This window comes from Bacillus sp. FSL K6-6038 (assembly GCF_038050455.1).
Lineage (GTDB): Bacteria > Bacillota > Bacilli > Bacillales > Bacillaceae_G > Bacillus_A > Bacillus_A pseudomycoides.
This window is the reverse complement of record NZ_JBBOUH010000001.1, coordinates 4808512-4832362: the sequence shown is the minus strand read 5'-3', so window position 1 is coordinate 4832362 and position 23851 is coordinate 4808512. Positions and strand designations below refer to the sequence as shown.

Here is a 23851-nt window from a genome sequence, read left to right as displayed (position 1 = left end):
GTTTTTGTAAAAAAAAGAAGAAAATAACGACCAATTCATCCTCTCGTATGTGTTGCTATCTTCTTACAATTCCTCCTTTACTAACTGATGACTATTTTGTTCATTCGGTCACATTTTATAATAATAAGAGGATTATCTCATTTCGACAATCCTTTTAATAAATATAATTCAAAAAGTTCAGCGATATGCTCTTTTTCTAACGGTTCATGATGTTTTTCCCAATCAAAAATGAGCGATACATATAAACGAAGCATAATAAATGCTGTAATTTCTGGATCACATTCTGTAATCTCACCTTTTGCAATTGCAACTTCAAGACGCGATTTAATAAACGTAATAATTGTGGAATCCAATTTTCTCATCACATCTTGCACTTCTTTTGTCCCCATATCTCGCTCTTCTTGAATAAGCTTAATCATGAGTTGATGATCTTTTCGAAACTCTAAAATACGATATAAAGAACGATGTACGTTTTCAAAAAATGGTACATTTGAATCAATTGCCATTTCTGCTACTTGCTTCATTTCTGCAATTAGATCGGAAATGATTTCACCAAACAGTTCTTCCTTATTTTTGAAAAACGTATAAATTGTCCCTTTTCCAACATTGGCAAGCTTTGCAACTTGATCCATTGTTGTTGCTTTATAACCAAATGCAGAAAAAGACTTTGTTGCCGCTTCAATAATTGCTCGTTTTCGATCAATTGCCACGTTTTCACCTCCTGAAAATGACTAAATGGATATTTTGGTCAAATGGTACGTTTGTGATAATACCATAGATTCCTAATGTTCTCAAGTTTTATTTTTACAAACGTACATCTTTACTCCGTCACAAATAAAATTTATTGTATCAAACGAACATGAAAATAAACAAATGCACCCTTCTGTATAATGGCAGGTGCATTTTATTTTCTTCTTATGAAGCTTTCTTTAAATAAATCTGTGCAAGCACCGGATCATGATCACTCATTTGGCCATTCTTTTCCATAAAAGCCCGATTAGTGAGGACTGATGAAAAGTTTCACTTTATGTTGTAGCGATTAATGTGTATAGCCCTGGGATGCGTTCTTCTATTTCTTCTGGTGCAGAAGCGGGGAAGACCCAGCGCTGATGTGGACCACGTTCCTCAATAAGTTCTTCAATGCGTAAGTTTGCTTTAGCAATCTCTGTAATAATTTCTCCTAACGTCCAGCGACGAATCTTCGTTTTTGGTAGTAGGTCTCGCTGCATTTTATCCAGTAGACTGCTATAAGCAACGTTATCTTCAATAATCTCTTCATAAAAATAATTCCCGTTTGCCTGGAACATTTCATGATCTATCGCTACTAACTTTGTATAGAGAGGATGATAATCCCGAAGTATGAAAGTGCCACCGTCTTTTAGCAGCCCAGCGATTAATTTAAAGAGTGGCTTAAGATCTAAAAAATAGTGGAGTACACCTAGCTCCAATAAAACAACATCGAATGTTTTGGAAGGAGAAATGTCTAGTACATCAGAAACAATATATGTAATAGAGGTTCCTGCAGCATCCGTTAGCTCATTTGCATATTTGGCATTGCTTTCAGAAATATCTACAACTGTTACGTCAGCACCTAATAATGCGAATGCCACAGCTTTATTTCCTTTCGAACCAAGTAAATTTATGATGCGTTTTTCCTGTATATTCTCTATGTAAGGTAAGTAATAGGATACTTCATGGGCTGGATCTTGTAATAATTTCTTTGCATATTCCTTGGGTGTACCGTGCCGATTGGTCCACGCCTCATAGGCAGCAGCGTTCCAACTTTGCTTATTAATTGTGCTTAATTGTTTTTGATTCAATGAGATCGCTCCTTTCTTTAAACATGTATATATTCGGAAGGGATTATTTATTTCCTGTTTTCTTTTATAAAAAGTTTGATTTTTCTGTACTTTATCCGTAAAATACGTGTTATATATGAAAAGCATTGAAAAGGAAAAGTAGAATGAAACCATTCTTTCCAGAGAGCTTCGGGAGCTGAGAAGAAGCAAGAATGTTCATTTGAACAATGGCCTTTGAGCTGCGTCCTGAACTTATCAGATGATAATAGTAGGCGGCGACGAGAGTTGGTTCTCGTTATCAAAACCACAGTATAAGAGCGTAATATTGCTCCGTACTTGACGAGGTCAGTTGTGTGAATAGCTGACGAAATAAGGTGGTACCGCGACTGTTTATACAGCCCCGCCCTTATCTTTTTAGAAGATAGGGGTGGGGCTTTTTATATTTAAAAGGAGGAATAGATGATGAGTACTTTTATTGGAGGAGCTTGGCCATATGCGAATGGCTCTTTACATCTTGGGCATGTTGCGGGTTTATTACCTGGGGATATTTTAGCTCGCTATTATAGAACGAAAGGTGAAAATGTTCTTTACGTATCAGGAAGCGATTGTAATGGAACTCCGATTGCTATTCGGGCAAAACAAGAAGGGGTTACTGCAAAAGAAATTGCAGACTATTATCATGAGGAATTTGAGCGATGTTTTAAGGAGCTTGGTTTTACGTATGATTGTTATACACGTACAGATGCACAGCATCATCATGAAACGGTACAGAAGATTTTCTTACGTTTGTTAGAAGAAGGATTTATTTATAAAAAGACAGTTGAGCAAGCATATTGTGAAACGTGTACACAATTTTTACCGGATCGCTATGTGGAGGGGGGTTGTCCACATTGCCATGAACCAGCACGTGGGGATCAATGTGATGCATGCTCAGCTATTTTAGATCCACTCGATTTATTAGAAAAGAAATGTAAGCTGTGTGGAAATACGCCAGCAGTTAAGGAAACGGAGCATTTCTATTTTGCCTTGCATAAATTTCAGCCGCAGATTAAAGATGCCGTAGCAGTTGCAAAACGAGAAGGAGCATGGCGTGATAATGCAATCCAATTAACAGAGCGTTACTTAGAAGAAGGATTACAGGACCGGGCTGTATCACGTGATTTACCAATTGGAGTGCCAATTCCAGTTAAGGGATATGAGGATAAGAAAATTTATGTGTGGATTGAAGCTGTTGCTGGTTATTATTCAGCGAGTAAACGATGGGCTGAGGAAACAAGGCAAGATGATGGGGAGTTCTGGAATAGCAGCGCGAGGACATACTATGTTCATGGGAAGGATAATATTCCGTTCCATTCTATTATTTGGCCAGCTGTATTACTTGGGATAGGAGAAAAGGCAATTCCGCGTCATATCGTTTCCAATGAATATTTAACTGTTGAGAAACGAAAGTTATCGACAAGCAAAAACTGGGCAGTATGGGTACCGGATATATTAGAGCGGTATGATCCAGATTCGATTCGTTATTTCTTAACGATTAATGCACCAGAAAATCGCGATACCGATTTTTCTTGGCGCGAATTTATTTATAGCCATAACAGTGAGTTACTAGGCGCATATGGGAACTTTGTAAATCGTACATTAAAGTTTATTGAGAAATATTATGACGGTGCGGTACCAAAAGGGCATATAAATCTAGAGCTAAAAGAAAGAATAGAGGAATTATATCGTAGTGTAGGAAATGCAATTGAGCAGGCTCATTTTAAAGTAGCAGTAGAAACAATCTTTGAAACGGTACGCTTTGCGAATAAATATTTTGATGAGCAGGCGCCTTGGAAGCAAAGGGAGGAAGAGCCTGTTGCTTGCGAAGAGACGATTTACACCTGTGTATATTTTATTGTGAATTTTGCGCAGTTACTGGAGCCGTTTTTACCGTTTTCAAGTGAAAGGGTGCGGAATATGCTAGCGATTACGAATACGGGCTGGAAATGTGAAAATATATTGCCAGAGCGGATAAGTCATGTACAGCCTTTATTTGAAAGAATTGATATAAAACAAATTGAAAAAGAGGTAGAAAGGTTATATAGAGCATGAAAGTAAAAAGAGCACATGATGTGCTCTTTTTTTAGGCGCTATGCTCTATGCTCTTTTTCTTCTCCTTCCGTGCAGTCAAAATTTGTGGTGTGAAAATACCAAGCAATATGCAAACAATGCCGAGCCATTGCATCGGTGATACGACTTCATGAACAAGAGTGATAGAAGCAATGATTGCTGTTGGTAGTTCTGCAGCACCTAAAATGGTTCCCAATCCTATGCCGACTTTTGCTACACCGATGGAGAAGCAAATTACCGGTACAACAACACCGAAGAATCCAAGGAAGATAGCGTACTTCCATAATCCAGCTTGCAAGGCACCATCCATTAAAAAGGTTGGTGGAAAGAATAAACACACAATAAGTGTAGCACTTGTTGTCATAAGGAAGCTTTTTGTATAGGGTGGTACATTTGTAGCAACGCGGCCACTTGCAAAGACATAAAAGGAAAAAGAGACAGCGGCTAATAGTCCAAAGATAATACCCTTTGTAGAGAAGTTTTGACCAAGCCCTTCAAACACACCGCCTGCAAATAATGTTCCGGCAAATAAAATAATAATAGATATTACCTTTTCGCGGCTTGGTAATGTCTTGTTAGCGACTGCTTCAATGACTACTCCAATCCAGGTAAATTGAAAGAGTAGAACAACAGCGATGGAAGCAGGTAATTCTTCTACAGAAATCGCGTAGAAAATCCCGGTCATGCTCATTGTTGTTCCGACAGCTAATAAGGTCAATGCTTGTTTTTTCGAGACTTTATGACGCGAGAAGAAAAGAACGAGCAATAAAAGTCCCACCCAACCAAATACATATTGTCCACCTAGTAACTCATGTGCAGAAAACCCGTTCATAAAGCCAAGTTTGAAAATTGTAGAAAGTACGCCGTAGCTGCAGGCGCCAAATAAAACTAATAATGAAAACTTAAATTTCTCCATAAAAAATCCTCCTTCGACAAATAAAAAACGCCCGCTGTCCAATTCAGGACAGCGGGCGAACGAAACAGAGTGAAAACTCTACAAAATTCCGCCACTCACAATCGTGTGTGAGTTTGGATATAAAACATTTGATAATGACTATGACTCTAGTTTATAGCAATCTCTTTTACATTTTCAATATAAAGTAGATGTAATTCTTTTCGCAAGTTTTGTGTGTTTTTTTAGAAATCACATGTGAGAAGAGTTGCGCGTATCTTCTAAAATAAGGATAAGTGAATTTCTAAAAGTTAACTATGCGAAAATGAGAGAAAAAGGCAATTTTTTTGTATATAATAAAGGAGAAATGAAAAAAATTGAAAATATATAATAGATATTAGGAGAATTTGCATGAATATGGGGTATTTTAGTATTTCCCTTACAAAAATGTAATCTAAATGTAAGCTATTGTGATAGTTATTTCGACAATTTTTTTATACAATAATAGTAACAGTTTGAACGTGATAGATGCTGTAGATAAGAGAGAAAAGGAGAGATCGACATGGAATGGATTCATGAATTATTTCAGCAATACGGTTACTATGTAGTACTTGTAGGGTTGCTGTTAGAGTATATTGCGCTTCCGTTTCCGGGAGAGCCAACACTAGCATACGCGGGTTTTTTGGCGCATCAAGGGGATTTACAATTACCACTTTTAATTATCTTATCATGTATTGGAACGAGTGTTGGGATGACAATTCAGTACTTTTTAGGTAATAAACTTGGTATGCCGTTCGTACAGAAGTATGGGAAGTATGTGTTTTTAACGCAAAGAAAAATTGATTTAACGAGAATGTGGTTTGATAAATATGGATACTTCCTTATTTTTATCGGATTCTTTATTCCAGGTGTACGCCATTTTACTGGATACTTTGCAGGCATTATTAATTTACCATTCCGTCGCTTTGCTATAACGATTTACTCTGGTGCTCTATTCTGGGTATCTTTTTTCTTAATCGGTGGCTATTGGTTAGGTGGAAACTTACATGATATATTTGGAGTACTTGGACAACACATTGGGAAAATTATCTTTGGAGTGATTGTTATTGTAGCAATTACGTTAGGAGTTCGTTTCCGCAAACAATTAAAACGCGTATTTGTACAAAGTGCAAATTAATATGGAATCCATTCTATGTCGGAAATTGGAAGAGGTAGTGCTGATAGGCACTGCCTTTTTTATTTTCCTTTTAAGTTTCATGTGAAAGTTTGTTTTATAGAGTCATTTTGACATACATTAATGTCAAAATGACAATGATAATTGACAACTATGAGGATATTATTTACAATTTTAATTAAATAAACGAAAAAGAGGTCGAATATGAAGCTTCAAAATCGAGTGAGAGAATTTCGAGCAAAGCATCGAATGTCACAGGGTGATTTAGGGAAAGTAATTGATTCATCGCGGCAGACGATTAGCTTAATTGAGCGCGGAGATTATGCGCCTTCAATTGTTTTGTCGCTGAAGATTGCGCATGTTTTTGGAGTACCGGTGGAGGAGATATTTACATTAGTAGAGGGGGAAAAGGACGATGAGAAGTAAAAAGAAAGGGAATTTGTTTACGATTTTGAAGATTTTAATGGCTATGATGGGTGGTTTTGGTGTTGGTTTTATATTAGCGGATGCTTTTGTACCAGGACGAAGAATAGTACCTGCGCCTAGTTATTTAGTAATCATTGCGCTTATTTTATTTGCCGTAGGGATTATGTATCGAATTTGGAAAACGACACGTTTCTTAAATAAATTACGTGATGAAGAGGAAAGCATTCTAGGTAGACGGTTAGGAGCACAATTAATTTATTTACGTGCAAGTGAAATCATTATACCGTCTTGGGGAGTTTATGCATACATATCTTGCTATCACTCTTATATAACAAATACAATGTCATTATTTGAAGTTGGAAATGTAATTGCATCTTCAGTAGGAATCATTGTCGTTATCTTATTAGGCGTTATTATGAAAAATCGATACAACGCACTGTATCCAGAACAGAGCGTAACATATTCACAATCACTTGAGATGTGGGCAAAAAATGCAGATGAAGGACAAACTCACATCGTTCATGAAGCAGGGTATCGAGCTTATCAATCTACAAATATTGTTCTTGTATGCGTATGGTTGGCTGCGATTATTTATACACTTTGGACGGGAGAAGGTTTCTTCTTTATTGGTATGATTTCATTTGTATGGGTATTGCATATTGGGAAATACATGTATGAAATGCATAAGAAAATGATTTATTAATGTTAAAGATTACTGAGGGGAGAAACAAGGTGGATATTTTGAAAAGGCCAGTTTTTTCTATAGTTATTGCTTTTGTTTGTTCAGTTATATATGGATGGATCAGACCAGAAAAAATGCAAGGATTTATGGAAATATGGGGAGTACTGCTTATTGGAGTACTTGTTCTTGCAATTCATGAACTTGGGCATGTTATTTTTGGTTTGCTAAATGGTTTGAAGTTTAAATTTATGGTAGCAGGCCCTATTACTATCCAAAAAGAGGGAGAGAAAATACGGATAAGAGAAAATAAATTGTGGTTGTATTTTGGAGGCGTAGCTATGTTGTTACCTCCGTCTATACATACACCAAATCTTTCAAAGAAATGGGCATGGATGACGCTAGGTGGACCGATAACAAGTTTGGTGTGCGGTTTGTTAGCTGGTTATGTATACATGGTGAGCTACTACCAATTTCTTTTATATTTTTCTGTATTACATTTAGCAATCTTTTTAGCTACAGTGATTCCAATGAAGGGAATTATGCTTAGTGATGGCAAACAATTTTTAATCTTAATTAAAGGTGATGAAAAGGCGCAGCAGCATTTACATAGTATTCAAGTATCTAGCGAGTTGTGGAGCTTCAAGCGGCCAAAAGATTGGGACGAAAAGTTAGTAGAAATAAGTGAAGAAAAAATAAAGGACGATGAAGAGGTAAGAGAAGTACTGAGTGATCTTATGCTCACGTTTTATTCGCGATGTGATAGAGAAGGAATGGAAACAGGGATCGTTTGCCTAGAACAGGTTTTACAAATACCTGTTACAAAAGAAAATAAATATTTTGTTGGTGGTTTTCATAGCTGGTATTTGTTATATAAAGTGCTATATGATATGGACGATATTTCTTTACAAGATATGAAGCAGCACGCGAAGGCTATAACAAAATTGGACCCGCATGGGTATTACCGTACACATGCAATCTTAAAATATTTAGAGAAGGATGCGGAATCCTTTCATACATATATGAAGAAGGCAGAAAGTGAGTTAAAGAATGCTGAAAAGAGTGGAGTCGGTTATTTACAATTAGAACGAGAATGGTTCCAGCTTTTGCAAAAGAAACTCGTAATCTAGAGGATATCTTACACTGAGTAAGATATCCTCTTTTCTATATATAATTTTATATAGCTTGATATAGTGAATGGTGAGGATCAAGGCGTGTCGTATTTTGTGGACCGGTCGATATATTGCAAAAAGAGGCTGGAAGATTCATCTTCCAGCCTCTTTTGTATTAAGAGTTGCTCTCGATCCCTCGACCATTTTCTTCTTCAGGGTCTTGTAATAGGTTAAACACATCTGCTAAGCAAAATGCGATAAACCAAGTCCAAAGACCGTGGAAGAAAGCTGAGCTTAATTGTAATGGTAATGTGTAATTCGTCATTGAGAAGGAAATACATCCTCCAACGATTCCGATCATTGTTAATAACATTGTTTTTTGAGCATTTTCTTCTGGATTAAAGAGGAAGAAAATGTATCCGCCTAATATTGAAGCGCTTACAAGTGATTCGATTCCATTAAAAATGATATGTTCTCCAAGCTGAATGTTTGTCCAGAAGCAAATCATGCCACCGATAAGAGCAAACAGGACAGCTACCATGTACCGTATATGGTGATTCATATGTTCATCTCCTTATGTAATAAGATGATTTGGAAGTCAAAAAGGTAGGTATAGTAATAGAAGTAAATTTTAGTTGTACGTATCTTTTTTAGAGTAATGAAGAATAATTAAGATAATTGGTCACTTTGAACCGTTTCTTGTATGATGCGAAAATGATTCGTTATTACGTAAACTTGCACTTGAGATATACCCGACTTCTCGTTTCTTTTTGCTTATACAAGTAAGAGAAACTCCCAAGTCTATACATTCTTTTTTGTGAGTCTTATTGTATTATAACATATTTAGTTTAATAATAATAATAGAATTATCTGATTTTAAAATGAGTGTAAAAATAAAAGCGCAAGGAATTCGAATTCCTTGCGCCTTCTTATATACGTTTGAAACGTCCAACGATTTCAACGGTTTCTGTAATATTCATAAACGCATGATTGTCTACATGACGAATGATACGCTTTATTTCTCCTAATTCGTAACGGGTTACGACAGTGTAAATCATTTTTTTCTTATGGTTGGTATAGCCGCCGACAGCGTCTACCATCGTTACACCACGTATGCCGTGATGCAGTAGTGCGCTTTTAATTTCCTCGCCTTTTTCTGTAATTGTCATTATCGTTAATTTAATGTGTTTTGTATGTACGGCATCAATTACTTTGCTGACAACAAAACGACTAATTAATGTGTACAGTGTAATATCCCATCCGAAAATAAAGCCAGCGACAACAAGTAAGATTAAGTTGAAGCCAAAAATAATAGCACCAATCGAAATGTCTTTATATTTCGCTACAATCAATCCAACAACATCAAAACCACCTGTTGAAGAAGCAAATCGGAATATAATCCCTGAGGCTGCACCACAGATGACCCCACCAAATACAGAAGAAAGTAAAATATCATCTGATACTTGATGTACTGGGATAATGTTCATGGCAAGTGATGATACAGCCACGAAATACGCTGTTAAAAAGGTTGTCTTCTTTCCTAAGTAAAAGTGACTTAAAATGAGAAGAGGGATATTTAGTAAAAAGATAAGTGCACCGATATTATAATGCATTAAATAACCGATAATCATCCCAACTCCAGCGAAACCACCGCTAATCATATTATGCGGGATAAAAAACATATTCATTGAAATAGCATACAAAATGGAAGCTACAAAAATAACAATCAACTGTATTACAAATTCTAAATGAAATGTTCTAGCTGCTGGGAAGGATAAAAAGGCGGTGTCGGGAACGTAATCGGCGTCTCCTAATTGACCCATAGTATGTTTCATCTCCATATTCATTTTTGATTACAAGAAGAGAATAATGCTTTTTTCAAAAACTGGCAATAGTTTTATTATAATACGAAAATTTTATAAATTTCTAACAAATCAAGCCTATTCAGTTATATGTGTGAATATACTAAAGAAAGCGAATACAATGATTTTCTATATTGTTTTTGTGAGAGAATATGCAAAATTCATTTTTTGAAAATAAAAGGAAATAGAGAATGTTTGTTGAATGTGCTACAATGAGCTCATTAAGGATGTGAAGCAATGGAATTTTTATTGCAAGATGCAATTCTATATATAACTTTTGTAACGACAGCGCTTTGTTTATTAGAAGTCTTTTTTCTCGCTAATGTTTCTCGCTTTGTACGCCAACAAACATCAAGCGGTAGACAAAAAGCTTTCGCGATAGTTGATACGTGTGAAGAGCGTATAGGGAATATCCCGCTTTTCTCTATCTTCTATAAATATGGAATGGTTCGTTCGGTTCGCAGACAAGAATCGAGCGGAGAGAGTGACGAGGTCGGTCCGTATACACCAATGTTTCGCTAACTAATTACGAAACATTGGAGGAATAAGCATGTTAAAATCATACCGAGCTGTGCTCGTTAGTTTATCATTATTACTTGTTTTTGTTTTATCTGGTTGTAGCAGTACGGCACCAATTGATGCACATAGTACGGGGGTTTGGGATCACTATTTTGTTTATCCAATCTCGCTTATGCTTCAATTTGTTGCTCATCATGTACCTGGTGGAAGCTTTGGGATTGCGATTATTATTATTACGCTTTTGGTTCGCTCAGCAATGATCCCATTAGCTGTTTCGCAATATCGTAGTCAAATGAAAATGAAAAAAATGCAGCCACAGATGCAAAAGTTGAAAGAAAAACATGGTGATGTAAGCAAAGATATTGAAAAACAAAAACAATATCAAAAAGAAATGTCAGAACTAATGAAAACAGGCGGGTGGAATCCTTTGGCTGGTTGCTTGCCACTTCTAATACAAATGCCGATTTTTTCAGCATTGTATTATGCGATTAGCAGGACTGAAGAGATTCGTACATCTTCATTTTTATGGGTAAACTTAGGACATGCAGATCCGTATCATATTTTACCGATTCTTGCAGCGCTAGCAACATTTATTCAAATGAAGGTTATGCAGTCAAATGTGACACCTGGAGAGCAAGTTCAAATGCTGAAAGTGCAACAGTTCATGATGCCAGCAATGATTTTATTTATGGGATTTGCGGCGCCATCAGGACTTGTATTGTACTGGATTACAGGTAACATATTTACAATGCTACAAACAATTGTGCTTAGAAAAGTAATGGATCGTGAAGAAGGACAATTACAAAATGCATAGAAGAAAGCCGCTCAATTGAGCGGCTTTTATTGATTTGTTGAAGTTTATCTAATGGTTAAGGAAAAATTAAGAAAACCAATTTACTATGTGAATTGTATACGAAGGTGTACAAGTTTTAGAAAGTTATTTGATATGAAATGAAGGAGGAATTTTCATATGAAGAAGAAAACAATTGGGTATGTAGTAGCTGCAGGAGCTTTATCACTAGGAATTATGGGAGGGACAGGTATCCCTGCTTTTGCTGCAGCTAGCACAGACAATTCTACACAAGCTACAGAACAAACTAAGAAAGGGACTTCGTATCAAAACTTGGATGAAGCAACGAAACAAAAAGTGGAAACGATCATGCAGGAAGCGAAAAAGCAATTAGCAGAACTAGGTGTGAAACTTCCTGAAAAAGGGAAACGAGGAGAAATGTTTGCTAACCTGGATGATCAGGCAAAAGAAAAGGTAAAAGCAATCATGGAGCAGAAAAAGTCTGGTACATTAACACATGAACAAGTAAAAGAGAAATTGGCTGAGCTAGGTGTGAAGCTTCCTGAAAAAGGGAAACGAGAAGAGATGTTTGCTAACCTGGATGATCAGGTGAAAGAAAAAGCGAAAGCGATCATGAAGAAAGAAAAAGCAGGAACATTAACTCATGAACAAGCAAAAGAGCAATTAGCAGAACTAGGTGTGAAACTTCCTGAAAAAGGGAAACGAGGAGAAATGTTCGCTAACCTTGATGAGGCGACGAAAGAAAAAGCGAAAGCGATTATAGAGCAGAAAAAAGCAGGAACATTAACTCATGAACAAGCAAAAGAGAAATTGGCAGAACTAGGTGTGAAGCTTCCTGAAAAAGGGAAACGAGAAGAAATGTTTGCAAACCTTGATGATGCGACAAAGGAAAAAGCGAAAGCTATCATGAAAAAGACAAAAGAGCAATTAGCGGAGCTTAACGTTAAATCTCCAATCAAGGATTAATGGGAGCAAGCGAATAATTGATTAAAATACAGAAGATACGAAGACTTTTAATAGAACGGTCTTTCGGATGGTGAAATGAAAGAGACTGTGTATAGGATCTATTTGAGGCCAAACTTCTCCCACTGGAGAAGTTTGGCCTTTTTCATTATGCAAATGATTTCTATACCAGAAAGAATTTATTCGGCATTGGGCAGTAGGGCACCATACGAGGAAGATAGATGGGGATTATTATATTAGGATTAAAAAAGTGTTAAAATAATTATGAAATGAGCGTTTATGAAGCTTGTAGAAAATTTTAAGAAAAAAATTGTTCATATGATATATATATAAACACTATTGATTTTTTTGAAAAATTCAATATAATGAACATTAACTACAAAATTCGACATCAAGAAGTGATGATGAGGACACGATCGATTTTTTACGATTCTCAGAGAGGGAAGTCTTTGGCTGTGAGCTTCCTAATACGGAAAAATAGATTACCACCTCTGAACTGCAGCAGTGAACGAACAATCAGTAATTGCTTGCCGGCAAACACCGTTATCTAGACTTGAGGAATTGGTGAAGTATGTTATTTTACTGATGAAACAAGGGTGGAACCACGAATACAACACTCGTCCCTTTTTTAGGGAGGAGTGTTTTTTTATTTTATTTTTGCATCACACTAGAATTGGAAGGAGGATACGCAGCATGCATCATGATGAGAAAAACAAAATTGGTTTAACTGTAGCACTATCTATCGTTGTGGGGACTATTATTGGGTCTGGTGTATTTATGAAGCCAGGAAGCGTATTAGATTACTCGGGGAGTTCGAATATGGCAATTCTCGCTTGGGTAGTAGGTGGCTTGTTAACGCTAGCTAGCGGTTTAACTGTAGCTGAAATTGGAGCGCAAATTCCGAAAAATGGTGGATTGTACACGTATTTAGAGGAGATTTATGGGAGCTTTTGGGGATATTTATCCGGCTGGATGCAAACAATTGTATACGGCCCAGCTATTATTGGAACATTAGGTTTATATTTTAGCTCTTTAATGATTAACTTTTTCTATTTAGATAAAGTATGGAATTTACCAATTGCAATTGGAACAGTTGTGTTCCTTGGTGTTGTTAATAGTATGGGAACGAAGTATGGGGGGATTGTCCAAACAATTACGACATTCGGAAAGATGATTCCAATTGTATTAATTGTTGTGTTAGGTTTTTGGAAAGGGAATAGCGATATCTTTAATGTAGTTGTACCATTATCAGAAAACCAAAGTATTGGAATGGCAATTTTAGCAACGTTATTTGCTTACGATGGCTGGATTTTACTTGCTTCTATTGGCGGTGAAATGAAGAATCCAACAAAGTTATTACCAAAGGCAATGACAGTGGGGATTTTAATTGTAACAGTTGCTTACGTATTAATTAACTTAGCTCTACTGAAAGTATTACCAGCTGCGAAAATCGTGGATCTTGGTGAAAATGCGACAGCGACAGCAGCAAGTATGTTGCTTGGAGAATATGGCGGGAAAATCATTAGTATCGGTATTATCATTTCTATTTTTGGATGCTTAAACGGAAAGATTTTAACATTCCCGCGTATTCCAATGTCAATGGCGGAACGTGGACAACTTCCATTTTCTAAGTTTATTGCAAAGGCACATGAAAAATTTAAAACACCAGCAAATGCGATTACTTTTGAAATTATATTAGGGATTATTTTAATGATTATGAGTGATCCAAATAAGCTTTCCGAGATTTCCGTATTTATTATTTATATTTTCTATGTGATGACATTTATCGGCGTCTTTATTTTACGAAAACGTAATGAAGGGAAAGAACGTGCATACAGTGTACCACTATTCCCGATCGTACCAATCGTGGCGATTTTAGGATCACTATTCGTAATTGGAAGTGCGATTATTAATGATTGGAAAAGCTGTTTCTTATCGATTGGAATGGTATTTACAGGTCTTCCGGTTTATTGGTATTTAAATAAGAAAAAAGAAACGCAGTCTTAAAGAATAGGGATAGTGAAAAGAGCGGGCATATGATATGTCTGCTCTTTTGTTTGTAAAAAATTTCCGGGTGTGTGCAGGAGAATTTACACTTGATTGCAAATGTCATTTTGGTTACTATGATTGTAGTAACCAAAAGTGAACGAGAGAAAGTGTGGGGAAAAACTTGAATTTTCGTGTATATATTTTAGCTATTGCGGCATTCGTAGTCGGGACGGTTGAATTAATTATTGGGGGTACGCTGGATTTAGTAGCAAATGATTTAGGCGTATCTATTAGTGTAGCTGGGCAATTAATTACAATATTCTCTGTTGTATTTGCTCTTTCAGGGCCAATTTTATTAGCGATGACAGGGAAAATTGAGCGTAAAACATTATATATCAGGGCATTATCTATTTTTTTAATTGGTAATATCATTTCAGCATTTAGTTTGAATTACGGGATGCTCATGTTCTCAAGGGTCATTTGTGCAGCAAGTGGGTCGTTGATTATCGCATTGTCAGTAACGTTAGCTTCTAGTGTGGTGGCACCGCATTTTCGTGCGCGTGCAATCGGAATTATTTTTATGGGGATTAGCGGGTCGCTTGTACTTGGTGTACCACTCGGTCTTGTCCTTGGGAATGCATACGGATGGCGTGCTCCATTTGTTTTAATTTCAGTATTAACGGTTATAGCAATTGCGAGTATTTCTTTATTCTTAACAAAAGTTCCACCAGTAGCTGTATTGTCGATAAGAGAACAAGTTGCTACTTTGAAAGATAAAAAGATCGTTAGTGCGCAGTTAACATCATTCTTATTTTTAACAGGACATTTAACACTGTACGCATATTTAACACCCTTTTTAAAAGATGTGATGCATGTGGAAGCAAACTGGATTAGCGTATTTTACTTTATTTTCGGCATTGCAGCAGTAATCGGCGGCGGATTTGGTGGTTGGCTTGCAGATAAGTGGGGCTCGAAGAAAAGTATTATCTCCATTATTATCATCTTTGCATGTGCCATCTTTATCTTACCGATGATGACATTTTCATTTCCGCTATTTATTATCATGATGGGGCTTTGGAGTATGTTAAGCTGGGCAATTTCACCAGCGCAGCAAAATTATTTAATTGAAATTGCACCGGAATCAGCTGGTATTCAGCAAAGCTTAAACAACTCAGCGCTTCATTTAGGAATTGCACTTGGTTCAACGGTAGGCGGAGCTGTTATTGAACAATCGTCGGTTATATATAATGCATGGGTAGGCGGAGGCTTTGTGATTTTAGCACTGCTTTGCGCGGTCTTCTCGATTACGAGAGGGCAATCTACTCATGTGGCAAAGAAGGAATCTATCGTTTGATAGATTCTTTTTTGTTTGAAGTGAATTGAAGGATTTACCATTATGATATAGAAGAGTACAGGGAGAGGAGTGATGGTATATGGATTTGGAATCGGCGATTGGCTTTTTTGCGATGGTGTTACCAGTTTTTCTGATTGCTTTTGTACTACGATGGATTCGCTTCCTCTACCATAATTCTGAGAAACAGGTTCAGCAAAATGAGAAGATTATTGAGTTATTAACTGAAATAAAAAAGCAAAATGAAAAATAGCAAAGAGAGCTCCTTTGCTATTTTTAATATCGTAACTTTATTAAAATGCTGCGTATTTCCTCATCATTCATAAAGAGATCGTGATGTTTCTGTGTAATTTTTGCAAGTGCAACATCATGATAGAAGAACTCCGTAAAGAATTTTACGAATGGCGGAGACATTGTTTTCATCGCTTGCCACGATTCTTGCTCTACCCCAGCAAATAAAATTTCACGATCATCAACAATAAGAAGTAAGTAACGTTCTAATGCGTTAGGTTCTTCAGTTGGAATGAGAAAATGAACATTTGACAGTTCTGTTTTCACATCTCCAACTACAAGTGCTTCAATATCAATGCCTTGCTTTGCTTGTTTCTCAAGTAAGGGAAGATATTCTAAAAAGGTATCATTCCAAGCGGAAATACGGATAGATTGTTTCGCTTCTTCTACTAACTGCTTACTTTGTACTTGAATAGAAGACTGCATTTTTAAGCTCCAAACGCGGTCATCTGTAAAGGATCGTTTTGAAATATTTGTTTGAAGTTCTTTAATATTCGATTGAAATTCTGTCGTTAATTTTTGAATGGCAAGATCCAGTGGCAGGGCGGTATATAGCTTTTTCTTTTCTGAGACGGAATCCATAACCATTCCTTTATCGATGAGGCGCGCTAATACTTCATATATTTTTGCTTTTGGAACACCCGAATGTTTTACAATCGTTGTTGCATCTAGTGGTTCAACGCTTGAAACTACGACTTCATATGCCTGGCTTTCGTATTGTGAGAAACCGAATTTTTGTAACATAATGCCCTCCGAACAAGTTAGATTCTATACTAAGATTGAACTACTCCCATCTACCTCTACACGAGCTTGAGGTGGAGGATTCTCCTGTTTCTGCCCTAGCAAAAACAGTTCCCCTCGTTCAACAAAGAGGATACAACGATATAGAAGTTCAGTAGTGTCCTTATGTAAGACAACCCATTCTATCTTCCAAGGAAAGGAAAACAAAACAGGTACAGCTACCTTCTTCTTATATCGAGAGTAGAACACCTTGTCATGCATCCAGTTCCTAGACTTGTTATCTGCTCTGGTAATAAGCGTAAGAGACTGGGACAAGGCGTTCTTTTTTATGATGCAAATAGTTTTGCTAGTTTTTTCTTTTCATTTTCAAATAAGTGTAATCGTTCGGTTTGTAATGCTTCTTTCGGCAAATCCACATCGTATAGCTGATAGAAATGATGCGTGCGAATATCCAATCGATTATTTAGTTGATGCCAAGGACTCCAGTGATGTGCGTCTTTCTTTGGAATATAAGAATGCAGTACCTGGGGCACTTTTTCTTTATATCCTAACCCCCGGCGACCGATCGTAAAAGCCGCAGATTGATGAATAGAGATACCGAATTTCCGCATATATTTCATCTTTCCTGCAATCGAAGTGTAAGCGGGATTGACTTGAAAGACAGCCACGCCCCTTTTATCCGCGCGACTGAGGAGCGCACTTGTCATCTTCTCGTAAGCGAACATACTTTTCATTCGATTCACCCGCTTATTTCCGTATCGATCCCCTGTTTTCGATTGAGTCGTATCTAACTTCTCTATTACGATCGGCTTGTTATACCGCCCGGCTAAGTCCACTAAGCGAACGGCTTCCGCTTCGATTATCTTTGTGATTTGTCCGGTAGATTTACCCATGATAGAAAAGCGAAGGGAACCACTTCCTTTGTAATTCCCATCCTTCGTTACATTTACCCAAGCAAAATGCTCGAGATTGCAATCCACACCAATTACACCATCCGATTTACTATAATTTATGTGGGGATTTTCCGGTACATCGACTAAGCATTTCACAATATAATACGCCCCATAGTCTTCCACAGACCACGCAATCGGTTTGCCATGTTTTTTCTTATTCTTACACTGTAATTGGGTTGTAATGATTTTCTCAATAATTTTTTGTCCATATGGGAATGTAACAACTGGAAACATAATCGGTTTCCCTGTACTTGTCGTCATCCATAATTCCTGCTTCGCAAGCACATAATGAAACACAAAATTTCCATGTTTGGCATCTTTACGACCAGATAGAATAAGTTGTTTATTTCGAGCACGAGAAAATAATATTTTCCATTTGTCATGGTTACGTACAAACCCATCGATGGTAAATTGAGAGCGAAACAGTTTTTTACTTCCAAATACTGCGCTTGGAATATGCGTTTTATATGATGCAAGTTTCTGTGTTAAACGGAATTGTCTGTGGGTTAAAAGGCCGATTTTCGCCTGGATTCTTTTGATTTGAACATCTAAGTACTGGTGCTCAAACAGATATTCATTCAGCCAAATCAATGTGTCTTCTTTACGAGACAAAAAGATAATATTGTTGTGCTTCGCAAAGCGGGTGTTTTTCGGAAACGTTAACTTTCCTTTCACACAACTTTGTTTGATTTTACGAAAGTTTGTCAGTTTTGTCCGTTCTTGTTTCAACTTTTTCTTGAGTTTCTTGATTTTCTCTTGTGTTTGTTTCTCATATGTTTTTTGTAACTCCATTAAACCTGTAAACAACGCCTTTGCTTCTTGTACCGCACTGTTTGCATAGTAATCATTTAATTGATAGTTCCGCTTGAGAACCAGATGAAGACTGTCTGTATGCCTCTTACGGTTCCAACGTTTTTCTCGGACGATCGTTTGAAACGCAAAGCGTTCACCTGATTAAATGTTTCGATTGTCTCTGTCAGTGCATCTACCATTTCATGCGGTAAATCTATCTTATAGATCCGTTTCGAAAAATACGCTTTCTTCACCTGTTCTCACCTCGTTTTATTTGATAAGATCATTATACACCGAAACAAACGTACGTTCTGCAAAAAGAGACGTTTTCTTTAAAAAAGAAAAAAACGATTCATCCCCCACCTTCACCTCGTTTAGAGGAGGGGGGTCTTCTCAGTTAAAATGATAAAGAAGTATAAGCATTTACACAAGTACTTCACTTTTTAATCAGGAAAAAGAAAAAATAGAGTCATCATACATAGACTCTATTCTTTGTTGTATGTTTAATTATGAACCGCCTTGAACATAAGTGCGCCATTGTTTTCAGTAACAGTTAATGTACCGTTAATTGCTCGAGTTGAGAATTGTTTTGTTTGAAAATAATCTTTCGAACCGAGTTGTTCTAGAATAGTGTTCATGTCTTGCTCACTTAGAGCTGAGTCAATAGAACGAATGACAGTCTTTATTGTGGAATAAAAGGCGTCAATTTGTTCTTTAGATGTACCGGATCCAGCGATAGCAACAGCAGCGATACCGCCAGTTGCTTTATAAATGGAAACGCCTAATCCAAATTTAGTATTAAAGATTCCGTTATATGTTGCGATTTGTGCTGTTTCAGTAAAGAGTTTAATGCTGCTTACGTTAATGCCATTTGAATTTCCAACTGAGTTAATTGAATTTACCAGTTTTTGCATGACTTGAGCCGTATCTACTGAAGCTGGAGGCGGAATTGGAGTTGGAGTTGGATTAGGTGGTGGAGTCGGAGTTGGAGTCGGTGCTGGATCGGGTTTCGGCTTTGGATCAGGCTTTTCTACTGGTTTTGGATCCTTCTGCCATAAGTCACAAGCTGTTGTTCCAAATAAGAGGGGAATGGCTAATAAAGTGAGAAGTAACTTTTTCAATTGTCCACTTCCTTTCAAAAGGATAAGTTGATTATGGTGGTTCTTAAAAGGATAACACCAATATATGCACAACCAGTGGAAAAGGATTACAGAGGATAAGTATATTATGAAAAATAAATTAAAAGTATAGTTATGGTTAGTAAAGTAGGGGAGAGTTTTGTACAATAGAAATGAAACAAACATAGGAGGGAACTACCATGGCAATTGTTGATGTATCGATTATTCCAGTTGGAACAGGTAATCCAAGCGTAAGTGAATATGTAGCAGAAGTACAAAAAGTGTTAGAGAAAAACGCGGATCGCGTGAAGTACCAATTAACACCGATGAATACAGTAATTGAAGGAGATCTCCCTGTATTACTTGAAGTAATTCAACAAATGCATGAAGTGCCATATGCAAAAGGTGCAAAGCGTGTAGCGACAACAATTCGTATTGATGATCGCCGAGATAAAGAAAGCACAATGGAGAAAAAATTAAATTCTGTTCGTTCGAAATTATAGGAGAAAGCAGCGATTTTTGCTGCTTTTTTGTATGGGTAAATTAGGTAAGAAAAGTGTATCCATGGTACACTTTTTTATTATTGATTGTAGTACCTAGGGAAGGAGGAAAGGGAAATGAGTGACGAATTTAATGAGCAGTTTGATGGCTTACTTGAAAAGTATACAGAATTGTTACTAGGGGAAGGCAGTGAAGAGAGAAAAGAACAAGTGCAAAAGTGGGCACTGTACTCTTACATTGCTAAAACAATGCCAGCTTTAGTCAAGCATTGGAATGAGACATATCCAGAGGCAAAAGAAGAGATGGTAAAGTTAATCTCTGATATTAAAAGGTTAAATGAGGAACATCGTAATCAGAAATAAGAATAAGAAACCATTTTGTGATTTTTTACAAAAAAAGCTTGGGGATCAATAGGCCCCAAGCTTTTAAGTCATATAGAGGAATTGTTTGATGGTTTCGTAGTTATCTCTAAACACCAATTATTGCATCGTATGACACTCCCTGGCGGATATTCGAAGTCACACTCACTAATAAATAAGAAGTCGAGCTTTTGGCAAATAGCGTTTGAAGCAGGATTATTGATGGCGGGAAAAGCATGAATGAATCTGTACCTTTGTTCCGTTTTAGCATGAGCGATAGCTTTTTCGACGGCCTTTGTTGCTATTCCTCTTCCTTGAAATGGTGGTAGGACGCTCCAGCCAATTTCGTAAACGTTCTCTTCTTTCCAGTAGCTGTCCCAATATCCTACACTACCAATAATTTCGAGTTGCGGAAGAAGGACGATGCTAAACATACGTCCAGTTCCTAACTCACTAATCTTAAGGTACCGCTCGTGACGAGCAAGGAGTTGTTCTTCAGTCTCAGGCCCTCCTAAGTATTCTAGCATCTCAGGTACATTCATAAGACGAAGTAAAGTAAGATTAGCATTGTTCCAAGGTTCAATTCGAATTTGTTGTACATTCATTCTTTCTGGCATTTTCCACACTCCAATACGTGTTTTCCACCCGAGTGAAGTTTTATATACTATGTAGGGATAGTACCTTTCAATGAAATCGGGATTCTATGTTTTTACACTTTCTATACTTATTTCAACAGAAATCCCCCCTACCTTTTGCACTTGATTTTCTATGGGAGAGAACTAAGTACCTCAGTATTTTATATTTGTATTCATTTTTAGTCGTATTAATATCTTTGTATAACTTATAAAGAGAAGTAAGAGGTATGACGAGTATTGTCGAATTTTTATTTTAGGCTAGTTGTTCACCTGTTTTTCTAGTTTTATTTTAAATGTCGAAAAATTTTTATGGATATTTAAAAGCGAGAATATGGGCTTTTGAATATTTTTATAGTATTTTATAAATTATCTAAATAATTATTTGTATCAAATAATTTTAAAGAATGATATAATTTTGAAGAGGGGCAAAAAACAGACAAAGTACAGTCATAGGGGTGAATTACATGGAACAATTAATGCGAAATTCGTTTCTTTTCTTGTCAAAAAATAAAGCGCTAACAAAACTGGCTAAGAAGTACGGTTTACGCTTTGGTGCAGGGCGCTTTGTCGCAGGGGAGACAATTGATTTAGCTGCTGCAGCTATTAAACAATTAAATCAGCAAGGACTTTGTGTGACAATCGATTATTTAGGTGAGTTCGTTGATAATGAAGCAGAAGCAAATGAAATGGCAAGCCAATCGATTGAAGCAATCCGTGCAATTGGACGCGAAAAACTTGATTCACAGCTTTCTTTAAAAATGACTTCTATGGGGTTAGACATCTCAGATGAAATCGTAATGAATAATATGCGCCGCATTTTAGAGGCTGCAAAAGAAAACGGTGTGTTTGTTACGATTGATATGGAAGACTATACACGCTGTGGAAAAACAATTGAGATCTTTAAGCAATTAAAATCTGAATACGATAATATCGGTACTGTTATTCAAGCTTACCTATATCGTACAGAAAAAGACATCGAAGATTTAAATGCATATAGTCCTAATTTACGTCTTGTAAAAGGGGCTTATAAAGAACCAGAAGAAGTGGCGTTCCCGGACAAAAAAGATGTAGATGAAAATTATAAAAAAATTATTAAAATGCACTTATTAAATGGAAATTATACTGCTATTGCTTCACACGATGAGGCAATTATTGAATATACGAAGAAACTTGCCGAAGAATATAATATTTCACGTGATCAATTTGAATTCCAAATGTTATATGGTATTCGTACGGAACGTCAACTTGAACTTGTTAAAGAAGGCTACAAAATGCGTGTTTATGTACCATATGGAAATGACTGGTATGGTTATTTCATGCGCCGCTTAGCTGAACGTCCAGCAAACGTTGCGTTCGTTTTAAAAGGAATGGTAAAAAAATAACCAAGGAGCTAAATACTCCTTGGTTATTTTAATTGTTTAAATGCGTAATGTGCCATTTTTTTTGTGTCTGGATATAACTGAGTGCGAGTAGAAGAAAGTACAACGTTAATAACACGCTTTCCATCTTTTTCATCGACTGTTACGACAGTATATTGTCCTAAAGCGGATAAACCACTTTTACTTCCAATTGCATATGGATCATTGTAAAGTTCTTCACGACCATAGTTTGCAATTTTGGGAGCGCGCTGCGAAGTATGCAATGTTGTACGCGTTGTGTTCATATATTCTAGCACAATCGGATATTTTAATGCTTCTTTTGTAATGATTGCGATGTCATACGGAGAAACCTTATTGCCGAGTGCGTCAGCCCCGCTCGCATTTTTGAAAGTCGCATGTTTTGTTCCGAGTTCTTTCGCTCTTGCATTCATCATTTTTACAAACTTCTCTTTTGATCCTGCAATATGCTCTGCGATAGACTCAGCAATTGGATCGGCGCTGATGATAAGCATCAGTTTTAATGCCTCGTCTCTTTTTAATTTTTCACCAGCACGAAGCTTAATTTTCGCACTCTGACTTTCCGTTTTTATCGCATTTTCTGTGATAGTAATTTCCTCATCTTCTTTTACATTCTCTAGTAACAGAATGGTTGTCATCATTTTGGCTACACTTGCTGGATAAGAACGTTCTTCTTCCCGTTTTCCGTACAAAACTTCCCCCGTATTTGCATCGATTGTAACACCATATTTTCCTGTGATATCAGGCTGATTACTTCTTACGTCTTTTTGTCTTTTTGTGTAAGAAAAGAAAATCATACTTGTAAATAGTGTAGCAATCATCACAATCATGATTATTGTTCGTTTCATTATGTAGTCCCTCTTTTGTCTTTCCTTATGTACAAATAAATTGGGCAGAAAAGCAGCCCAATACTCATTATGCCACGTTTTCTGCCCAAAAATATAGAGGAAGTTCAAAAAGTCCGGTAAAGATAGCTGTCGCATTTCTTCGTTACGTCGCCAGTCCGGTACTCATGTAGTTCCACCTACACTCCGTATCCTCCCGGCTTCCGCGCCTCGAACTGCTCGGCTCTCTTTATCCTCCTTTTTGAACAAGCACATATAGCGTTATTTTTCGCCCATGTTGTGCTTTTTGTATTGCTGGTTATTACCTTGGCGTCCTTTTTCGATGCCGCGATCAACTGGACCTGCATTTCCTGTTACACTCGCTGCACTAACACCTGCTTTTGAAGGGTCTTTCTTAAGTCTAGCCATATATATTCCTCCATTTTTGTCAAATTCTAAAAAGGGAAAAGTGTATTTTATCAAGAAAATACACAATTATAGAGTACCCAAACAAAAGAAAAGTATTTATTTCAGAAAATTTTATCAATAAATAT

At 36.8% G+C, this 23851-nt stretch carries 24 protein-coding genes, 1 pseudogene and 2 other annotated features; of the genes and pseudogenes, 14 read left to right on the top strand and 11 right to left on the bottom strand.

What is annotated here, in order from left to right:
• Positions 1–137: 137 nt before the first annotated feature.
• Together NSQ40_RS25580 and NSQ40_RS25575 are read right to left on the bottom strand one after the other, a co-directional pair.
• The gene (locus tag NSQ40_RS25580) at positions 138–710 is read right to left on the bottom strand and encodes a TetR/AcrR family transcriptional regulator (protein ID WP_003201776.1); all 573 of its coding nucleotides are present in this window, start codon (positions 708–710) and stop codon (positions 138–140) included.
• A 315-nt stretch (positions 711–1025) separates the two neighbouring features.
• Positions 1026–1820 (bottom strand): class I SAM-dependent methyltransferase, encoded by a 795-nt coding sequence (locus NSQ40_RS25575; protein ID WP_258248348.1) that lies wholly within the window; start codon positions 1818–1820, stop codon positions 1026–1028.
• 116 nt (positions 1821–1936) lie between these two features.
• Positions 1937–2210: a binding site (T-box leader), on the top strand.
• 51 nt (positions 2211–2261) lie between these two features.
• Here NSQ40_RS25575 and metG point away from each other — a divergent pair.
• Complete coding sequence (gene metG / locus NSQ40_RS25570) at positions 2262–3890, top strand: methionine--tRNA ligase (protein WP_258248347.1); 1629 nt, start codon at positions 2262–2264, stop codon at positions 3888–3890.
• 31 nt (positions 3891–3921) lie between these two features.
• Here metG and NSQ40_RS25565 read toward each other — a convergent pair whose 3' ends face one another.
• Positions 3922–4824: an EamA family transporter gene (locus NSQ40_RS25565; RefSeq protein ID WP_033796532.1), complete on the bottom strand. Its 903-nt coding sequence runs from the start codon at positions 4822–4824 to the stop codon at positions 3922–3924.
• 538 nt (positions 4825–5362) lie between these two features.
• Between NSQ40_RS25565 and NSQ40_RS25560 the strand changes: the two genes are divergently transcribed.
• The 4 genes from NSQ40_RS25560 to NSQ40_RS25545 all read left to right on the top strand — a co-directional run bounded on the left by NSQ40_RS25560 (position 5363) and on the right by NSQ40_RS25545 (position 8209).
• The gene (locus NSQ40_RS25560) at positions 5363–5977 is read left to right on the top strand and encodes a DedA family protein (protein WP_003201786.1); all 615 of its coding nucleotides are present in this window, start codon (positions 5363–5365) and stop codon (positions 5975–5977) included.
• 201 nt (positions 5978–6178) lie between these two features.
• A complete protein-coding gene (locus NSQ40_RS25555; RefSeq protein ID WP_003201788.1) occupies positions 6179–6400 on the top strand; it encodes a helix-turn-helix transcriptional regulator in 222 nt (73 codons plus the stop codon).
• A complete protein-coding gene (locus NSQ40_RS25550; protein ID WP_018765051.1) occupies positions 6390–7103 on the top strand; it encodes a DUF3169 family protein in 714 nt (237 codons plus the stop codon). The genes NSQ40_RS25555 and NSQ40_RS25550 overlap by 11 nt, the downstream gene beginning before the upstream one ends.
• Entirely contained in the window at positions 7103–8209 is a 1107-nt protein-coding gene (locus NSQ40_RS25545) for a M50 family metallopeptidase (protein WP_080740799.1), read from the top strand. Before NSQ40_RS25550 ends, NSQ40_RS25545 begins: the two co-directional genes overlap by 1 nt.
• Positions 8210–8366: 157 nt before the next feature.
• On the opposite strand, the gene NSQ40_RS25540 is transcribed toward NSQ40_RS25545, so the two are convergent.
• The gene (locus NSQ40_RS25540) at positions 8367–8753 is read right to left on the bottom strand and encodes a DUF3938 domain-containing protein (RefSeq protein WP_258248346.1); all 387 of its coding nucleotides are present in this window, start codon (positions 8751–8753) and stop codon (positions 8367–8369) included.
• Between the two features lie 367 nt (positions 8754–9120).
• Positions 9121–10014 carry a YitT family protein gene (locus tag NSQ40_RS25535; RefSeq protein WP_033796533.1) on the bottom strand — a complete coding sequence of 298 codons (894 nt, stop codon included), beginning with the start codon at positions 10012–10014 and terminating at the stop codon, positions 9121–9123.
• Between the two features lie 276 nt (positions 10015–10290).
• Between NSQ40_RS25535 and NSQ40_RS25530 the strand changes: the two genes are divergently transcribed.
• The 6 genes from NSQ40_RS25530 (at position 10291) to NSQ40_RS25505 (ending at position 15939) form a co-directional block, all read left to right on the top strand.
• Complete coding sequence (locus NSQ40_RS25530; RefSeq protein WP_003201798.1) at positions 10291–10575, top strand: hypothetical protein; 285 nt, start codon at positions 10291–10293, stop codon at positions 10573–10575.
• A 28-nt stretch (positions 10576–10603) separates the two neighbouring features.
• Positions 10604–11386, top strand: a complete 783-nt coding sequence (locus NSQ40_RS25525; RefSeq protein WP_003209000.1) for a membrane protein insertase YidC — start codon at positions 10604–10606, stop codon at positions 11384–11386.
• 156 nt (positions 11387–11542) lie between these two features.
• Positions 11543–12349 (top strand): hypothetical protein, encoded by an 807-nt coding sequence (locus tag NSQ40_RS25520; RefSeq protein ID WP_098159429.1) that lies wholly within the window; start codon positions 11543–11545, stop codon positions 12347–12349.
• Between the two features lie 389 nt (positions 12350–12738).
• Positions 12739–12974: a binding site (T-box leader), on the top strand.
• 65 nt (positions 12975–13039) lie between these two features.
• A complete protein-coding gene (locus NSQ40_RS25515; protein WP_003209004.1) occupies positions 13040–14353 on the top strand; it encodes an APC family permease in 1314 nt (437 codons plus the stop codon).
• Between the two features lie 163 nt (positions 14354–14516).
• Positions 14517–15689: an MFS transporter gene (locus NSQ40_RS25510; RefSeq protein WP_026008503.1), complete on the top strand. Its 1173-nt coding sequence runs from the start codon at positions 14517–14519 to the stop codon at positions 15687–15689.
• A 79-nt stretch (positions 15690–15768) separates the two neighbouring features.
• Positions 15769–15939, top strand: coding sequence for a hypothetical protein (locus NSQ40_RS25505; RefSeq protein WP_003209008.1), 171 nt, complete (start codon positions 15769–15771; stop codon positions 15937–15939).
• 23 nt (positions 15940–15962) lie between these two features.
• Here the strand turns inward: NSQ40_RS25505 and NSQ40_RS25500 are convergent, their stop codons facing one another.
• The 3 genes and pseudogenes from NSQ40_RS25500 to NSQ40_RS25490 all read right to left on the bottom strand — a co-directional run bounded on the left by NSQ40_RS25500 (position 15963) and on the right by NSQ40_RS25490 (position 19584).
• A complete protein-coding gene (locus tag NSQ40_RS25500) occupies positions 15963–16721 on the bottom strand; it encodes a TrmB family transcriptional regulator (RefSeq protein WP_098159428.1) in 759 nt (252 codons plus the stop codon).
• Between the two features lie 323 nt (positions 16722–17044).
• Positions 17045–18717 (bottom strand): annotated as a pseudogene (locus tag NSQ40_RS25495) (IS200/IS605 family accessory protein TnpB-related protein).
• Positions 18718–18966: 249 nt separating this feature from the next.
• Positions 18967–19584 (bottom strand): hypothetical protein, encoded by a 618-nt coding sequence (locus NSQ40_RS25490; protein ID WP_018765014.1) that lies wholly within the window; start codon positions 19582–19584, stop codon positions 18967–18969.
• A gap of 197 nt (positions 19585–19781) precedes the next feature.
• On the opposite strand from NSQ40_RS25490, the gene NSQ40_RS25485 reads away from it, so the two are divergent.
• On the top strand, positions 19782–20084 hold the full coding sequence (locus NSQ40_RS25485) for an MTH1187 family thiamine-binding protein (protein WP_003201674.1): 303 nt from the start codon (positions 19782–19784) through the stop codon (positions 20082–20084).
• Positions 20085–20198: 114 nt separating this feature from the next.
• A complete protein-coding gene (locus NSQ40_RS25480) occupies positions 20199–20444 on the top strand; it encodes a YusU family protein (protein WP_003201675.1) in 246 nt (81 codons plus the stop codon).
• A 68-nt stretch (positions 20445–20512) separates the two neighbouring features.
• Here NSQ40_RS25480 and NSQ40_RS25475 read toward each other — a convergent pair whose 3' ends face one another.
• Positions 20513–21058: a GNAT family N-acetyltransferase gene (locus tag NSQ40_RS25475; protein ID WP_003201677.1), complete on the bottom strand. Its 546-nt coding sequence runs from the start codon at positions 21056–21058 to the stop codon at positions 20513–20515.
• Positions 21059–21540: 482 nt separating this feature from the next.
• On the opposite strand from NSQ40_RS25475, the gene NSQ40_RS25470 reads away from it, so the two are divergent.
• Complete coding sequence (locus NSQ40_RS25470; protein ID WP_003201679.1) at positions 21541–22458, top strand: proline dehydrogenase family protein; 918 nt, start codon at positions 21541–21543, stop codon at positions 22456–22458.
• Positions 22459–22481: 23 nt separating this feature from the next.
• Here NSQ40_RS25470 and NSQ40_RS25465 read toward each other — a convergent pair whose 3' ends face one another.
• Both NSQ40_RS25465 and NSQ40_RS25460 read right to left on the bottom strand, forming a co-directional pair.
• Positions 22482–23321: a D-alanyl-D-alanine carboxypeptidase family protein gene (locus NSQ40_RS25465; RefSeq protein ID WP_006096493.1), complete on the bottom strand. Its 840-nt coding sequence runs from the start codon at positions 23319–23321 to the stop codon at positions 22482–22484.
• 258 nt (positions 23322–23579) lie between these two features.
• On the bottom strand, positions 23580–23726 hold the full coding sequence (locus NSQ40_RS25460) for a YuzL family protein (RefSeq protein ID WP_003201682.1): 147 nt from the start codon (positions 23724–23726) through the stop codon (positions 23580–23582).
• Between the last annotated feature and the right edge of the window lie 125 nt (positions 23727–23851).